At 56.7% G+C, this 5,569-nt stretch carries 3 protein-coding genes and 1 pseudogene; 2 read left to right on the plus strand and 2 right to left on the minus strand.

Annotated features, from left to right (window positions below; all coding sequences use genetic code 11):
- Window positions 1-364: pseudogene (locus AZG88_RS52990) on the plus strand (hypothetical protein); the annotation flags it as partial.
- Between the two features lie 111 nt (window positions 365-475).
- On the opposite strand, the gene AZG88_RS50790 reads toward AZG88_RS52990, so the two are convergent.
- Together AZG88_RS50790 and AZG88_RS52090 are read right to left on the minus strand one after the other, a co-directional pair.
- On the minus strand, window positions 476-3,520 hold the full coding sequence (locus AZG88_RS50790) for an SIR2 family NAD-dependent protein deacylase (RefSeq protein ID WP_197487965.1): 3,045 nt from the start codon (window positions 3,518-3,520) through the stop codon (window positions 476-478).
- 247 nt (window positions 3,521-3,767) lie between these two features.
- Complete coding sequence (locus tag AZG88_RS52090) at window positions 3,768-4,193, minus strand: hypothetical protein (RefSeq protein WP_156517660.1); 426 nt, start codon at window positions 4,191-4,193, stop codon at window positions 3,768-3,770.
- Between the two features lie 466 nt (window positions 4,194-4,659).
- Between AZG88_RS52090 and AZG88_RS31245 the strand changes: the two genes are divergently transcribed.
- The gene (locus AZG88_RS31245; RefSeq protein ID WP_061700073.1) at window positions 4,660-4,908 is read left to right on the plus strand and encodes a hypothetical protein; all 249 of its coding nucleotides are present in this window, start codon (window positions 4,660-4,662) and stop codon (window positions 4,906-4,908) included.
- The last annotated feature ends 661 nt before the right edge of the window (window positions 4,909-5,569 follow it).

Genomic DNA, 5,569 nt, shown 5'->3' on the forward strand with positions numbered 1-5,569 from the left:
GGCGTCGGGACGGTTCCGTGATCTGGTGGATCTGCTGCTGATCAGCATGTTCCTGCCCATCGATCTGGCCTCCACCGTGGACGCGGTCGAGCGGGAACGGCGCGTGCGTGGCCTGCCCGCGCTGCCGGCGACGCTGGTGAGCCCGGGCCCGGCGTGGGCGACGCAGTGGGGCAAGGCCGCCCGCAACAGTCCACTGACCGCGGACCTCCACGACCTGGACATGGCGCTGGCTGCGGCGGGCCGCTGCTACGACCGCATCCTCGGCTCGCTCCCCACTGCCCGGCAGTCGGCGGTGTGGAGTCATGAGCGCAGCGCCTGGGGGACAACGGGGCACGAGGTCGTCAGAGTCGAAGGCTCTGAATGAAACCCGAGCCCGATGGGTGGCCGCGAGTACCGAGAGTCCGCCAAGTAGTACAGTCGTGTTTATTTTGATCTTGTCGATGTGTCTGCGCAGGTTCCGAGAGCGGAAGAAATTTCATTCGACCCTGCCTCCAATAGATTTTTGAGCGCTCCGCTCGCTTATCACTTGCCTGGCCGACGCCTCGGCCAGCGCGATTGCACGGGACCTTCTCATTTTTGTTAGTAGCTCCGTTCTTTTCGCTTGAATTTCTGACCTTTGAGTTAGCCGATGTCGCCGTATCTCCCTGGCGCACATGAATTCCTCAAGCGCCTGGATAGCATCGTGCTTGAGTGTGCGGTCGGAATAATATGTACGAACAGCAAATTTCCACATGAGCATATAAACTGCGAGCACACCGCCATGCTGTGACTGCGTCTTTACGAACTTTTCCGGCCAATCGCTTGCTCCGGTTTCATAGGCAAGCAACGCCCCCATGACCGTAGCCCCGATATTGTCAAGGAATTCGTCGTTTTCGAAGCAGCCATCCAGCGCTTTTAGCAGCTTCCTGGAGGCCAAGTTTGATGCCATTGCTCCCGAACCGATGAATAGTCCAACCGTGGAGGATAGGCTGAAGACGAATTCTTCACGCTTGCTGCTCTTGATCTCGAACTCTTCTGCTAGTTCTTCCGCGAGATCCCGTGCGATTTCTCGCATGCGCTCGTCTGTGTCGAGGATGTGGACGAGTCGGCCCCAGATAACGAGAGTATTGTGCAGAATCGATGTTTTCAGCTCGACATTTCTCACTAATTCGGAATCGCGCAGGACGTTAGACACTAGTGAAAGAGCAGCAATTGATCTCATGAGCGGTGGCGCATCATCCATGTTATTTGCTGGGTAGGGTGCGCGTTCCTTCACCGGCACTAGCTTTCCGTAGTAATAGTCCTTGTCTTCGTCGTCATCTGCGTCCTCACTATGCTGGGTGCTCAATTGGTTTTCTGCCGTAGAGGCATCTTTGTCCGCTGTGGGGTCAAGGGTTCGCGCAAATTCTTCCAGGTCGTCGGACTGCAGTATCGACCGATCGTGATCCGACTCGGAGAATATGGGTGCTACCTCCGAGGATACGCCTATATCTACGGTCACCAACTGGCCCACGCGTTGCAGGACGTCTATATCGTTTCTTGTCAACGCTGCATAGTGCGCAATAATCGGAGCATAATAGAGAGGATTTGCCAGAAGGAACTCTTTAAAGTCGTTGGATTCGGTAGCTTGCTTCGCTGCGAACAAGTGAAGGAAGCTAGTCTGTGTGAATTTAACTTGGCCGCGACTGTACGAGAGAATATGTCTTGATTTAAGATTTTCCAGTACCTCGGTGGGGACATCGTCCCATCCGACTTCGTCAAAGAGTTTCTCGAAGGTCGATATGGTGTCGGATTGCGAGATAGACCCGGCACGTTCTCTGACAAATCGTTCAGCCAACGTTGCGAGAATCGCTTCTCGTTCCTTCGAGTCAAGTGAGAATCTCGCGTCGTCGTATGGGTTACCTCTACCCAGAAGAAGACTGACATACGCGTCGAGTAGAGCGGTGTCAGATGCAGTTGCGAGTGTGACTTCTCCCCTTAGGAGAACGTCAAATAAGAGCGCCATCGTCATTGGCGTTCTAGACAAGCATTCCCTGTTGATAATAGAAAATGCACGGTCGGCCAGCTCGTCGGCGCGCGTGGGAGATACTAGGCGAGCGAGCCGTTTTGCATCGGTAAAAGTGACGTGGCCGATGTAGCGCGTCTTCGCGCTCAATCGAGTCGACTCGAGTCTCTTGATGATGTCGAACTCTGCCCCCGGCCTACACCCGATCACGAATCCTTCGACAAAAGACTCGTCAAGGTCGATCACTAATCGCTCAAACATTTTGTGCACATCAGAGCTCAAGTTTTGGGTCGAGACAACGTTATCGATGGCCACAACCACCCGAGGTAGGTCTTCGCCGGGTGCCACGGGAACTTCCATTTCATTTAGCTCACGTCGGATCGCACGGTGGAGTGGGTGGACGCTTTTGCTAAATGTGGAGAAATCTACGATCACGGGGATCAAATTCCCGGATGTCCGTGCTCGCTCGTGAACTAGCCATTCGAGCGCGGACGTGAGTCCAGATGTTTCCTCTCCGATTACGATCATTCCCGAAAGTTCTTTTGCCTCATCCCGGACGTCGCAGCGCACTCGTTGTCCAGGAATATCATCTTCCGCATTTCGGATCAGATCTTCATGCGCAGCAGGCAATAGTACCGGTGGAATAAGCAGGTCATCTAAACCCAGGGCGGCAGTATCTCGGGTGTGGCTGGAAATAATAACTTCGCCTTTGACCCGGTCGGCGATTGCATGTAGAGAAGTTGTATTGAGGCGCACAATGTCGGCGGTTACCTCGGTGCCCCATGCGTCAGTCGCAAGTCTAGTCAGATAACCATTCAAGTCACTGTAGGAGGCCCCAAAAGCAACGGGCTGGATGCAGGTCCCATTGCACTGATCTTGCAAGCGTTTCAAGTCGTCGCGGAGGCACAAAAGGTAATGAAAGTTGTCGGACCGAGGTATCTGCTGCTGAATCCATGACATCAAGTGGCCCAAGTTTGGGTCGTCTGTTGTCGCTCCGGCCCCAAGGAAGAGGAAGGAAGTGGCGGTAGCGGCTGAATTTTGAAGCAGTTGAGCGGATTGGTCCGCGACAATTTTCCCGTAACTCTCCGAGCTGAAAATTACGGATTCAGTTTTGCTCCAAACTCCATGCAAATGCATTACATCGTCAGATCGCAACTGTAGCGCGCTCTGCATGCCTGCTGGATCTGTCCAATCAACTGATTGTCGACCTAGGGCTCTCTCTAGTAACTGGTCGTAGTTGGTCGTTGCAATCGGTGTATTGAGTCGAGCGATTGTTTTAATTAGACGATCATCGGCAACCTGAAGGTCGCCGATGGCCTCGCGCAACCAGGCTTGGTAGTGGCCGTCGGGCAGTTTATTCTTGATCTTCTGAGCCGCCATAATAAAAGCGTCTGCGATGTTTTCGGACTGTTTTAGATCGGACTGGACCCATGAAATCCAGTCGTCGCAGTCGGCGTCGATATTTTCTTTTACATACTCGATTCCAGACTCCAGTAAGCCCTTCCAGGAGGTCCTAGGCTGTGCATCGCGAGACACGGACGCTATAGTGACTCCCGCGCCAGCAATGACTAATGCTCGGCGGTTCGCAACTGCGTCTCTGAGTCGTCCGTATGACATTCCGTGCCTCTCGATGCCCTCAAACAATCTGGTCGGTTTGCCAGACTATACGAGTAGCGCGAGTAGATGCAGGTGAAATGCGCGTTGAGAACTCTGGTGTCATTCGAGTGAATGACATCATGTGCGCGACGGAACCGGTTGGCTTCGATGAGTCTTCGGTGTTGTCCTAGAGTTGACGGTCAGTCAGCGATGCACCATTCATGCATGGCTGCATCACCCCAGTGGCTTCCGTTTCGTCGATGCCGTCGAGAACAATCGTGACTCGTTCTTGCATTAGCCGGTTTCGCGGGACGTATCCGCCGGGCGAGGCTGTTGCATACACGCAGCCTTCAAGTACAAGGGTGGGCCAGCCCTCACTCAAAATCTGTATGGTGTCGACGCTGATGAGAGCGACTACTGACGACCCGTCTACATCAACGGCAAGTGGTACTGGCTCGCAGGGATTCTCGTAGATCAATTCGAGGGCCAACTGAAGGGAATCGCGGGCGACCGTTACTAAGATCGGGACTGATTTTGGCTGCTCGCAGTCCCCCGGCGCAGCGGAGGCGATGCAGGTGAGCGCGCCACGGGATAGTGTTGCTTGCCGCGTCATCTGAGCCTCCTGAAATAATAGCGTGTGGGTTAGGTCACAAGTCGTCGCGTGTGCGTATGCTATCAGCTGCCATCCCGGAACGGCATTGACAGCTAGCCGGGCTAATACACGAGTGTGCGGTCCTGCTGGGTCGGCATCGCTGTACGACATGGCCGTCTCCGATTCTCCGCACCGGCGGTGGAGTGCGGTTGAAGAGGAGGGCATGAGGCGTCCGCGGCGGAGGAGCTGTGGCAGACGTTGTCCGAGAACGAGTTGGCGTTGGGGTGTGTCCGTGGCCCGCAATGCCAGTGGGTGGATCTGATGACGGCCGGGGAGGGACCAAGCACACACAGCTGACTGTGGCTCACGGTGCCGAGACTGCCCCACCCCGGTCACCACGCCTCTGCTGCGGCCGGTTGGTCGGTGTGTGATCTCGACGCAGCACCCGACAACGAATTGGCTTCGTCAGGGCGGTTAGTATTTCGAGGTGGTGCTGGAAGCAGACACCTGGCGCCTCGGTGGGGGTGAGCTGGAGGTGCGGTTCTGGCGCGAGCCGCTCAGCGAGACGTGTGCGGCAGCCACCGATGCCGGCTTCGTGATCCGGCAGGTCATCGAGCCTCGTCCCGCGGAAAGCATGCGCGAGGCGTGGCCGGACGACCACGCGCAGCTGCTGCAGCGCCTCGGATTCTTGATGCTCGATCTCCTGCGGCTGCCTGAGGCGGGCAACCCGGCTTAGCTTAGCGGTGGGCTGCCTTGTCATCGGCTGCGCTATCGCGGAGCGCCGTCTCGTTGCCGGAATCATCAGCGGGATGAATTCTGCCGACAGTGCACCGGCGCCAGCCGTCCCCAAGCGGATCCCTAGCTGCAGGGATCGAGCGGGGGCAAAGGCGGACAGGACTGTCGGGCGGCGAGTCTGTGTGGCCGGTGGAGCGTTGCGGCAATATCGGGTCAGATGGCGGGAAGCGCCTGGACCAAGGCATTGAGCAGGTCGAGGTCGTACCTATCGGCCCGTGGGCTCGGAGCGCTGTTGCGTCGAGCCGATCGGGGAAGCTATGGACAACGCGACCGGGGTCGAGGCTGTCGAGGGCTGTGGACCATGCGGCAAGCGGATCGGCCAGTCGCGCGTGCAGATCGAAATGTCGACGACGACGGGTGGGGTCACCGTTGCTTGTCGTATCAGCTGTGCGGATTCGGGAATGCACAGCAGCACTACGTCGGTGAAGCCGAGACGACGCTGCGCCGACGGCGGCCAGGCACCAGCTGTAATGCAATTTCAGCGGATCGCTGTCACATACCGCGGTGCCGGTCTTACGCTCGTGTTCTGACCCAGCGGTCAAGTCCATGGGGTTGGTGTACGAGTTCGTCGCGTGACTCTTCGTTGGTGAGTCAGGCAGTCA

This window comes from Rhodococcus sp. LB1, from assembly GCF_001583455.1.
In the GTDB taxonomy this organism is placed as follows: Bacteria; Actinomycetota; Actinomycetes; order Mycobacteriales; family Mycobacteriaceae; genus Rhodococcus_F; species Rhodococcus_F opacus.

Coding starts and splice junctions, on each gene's coding strand:
- AZG88_RS52090 (WP_156517660.1), bottom strand. CDS start 4,193: ATGACGCGGCAAGCAACACTATCCCGTGGCGCGCTCACCTGCATCGCC.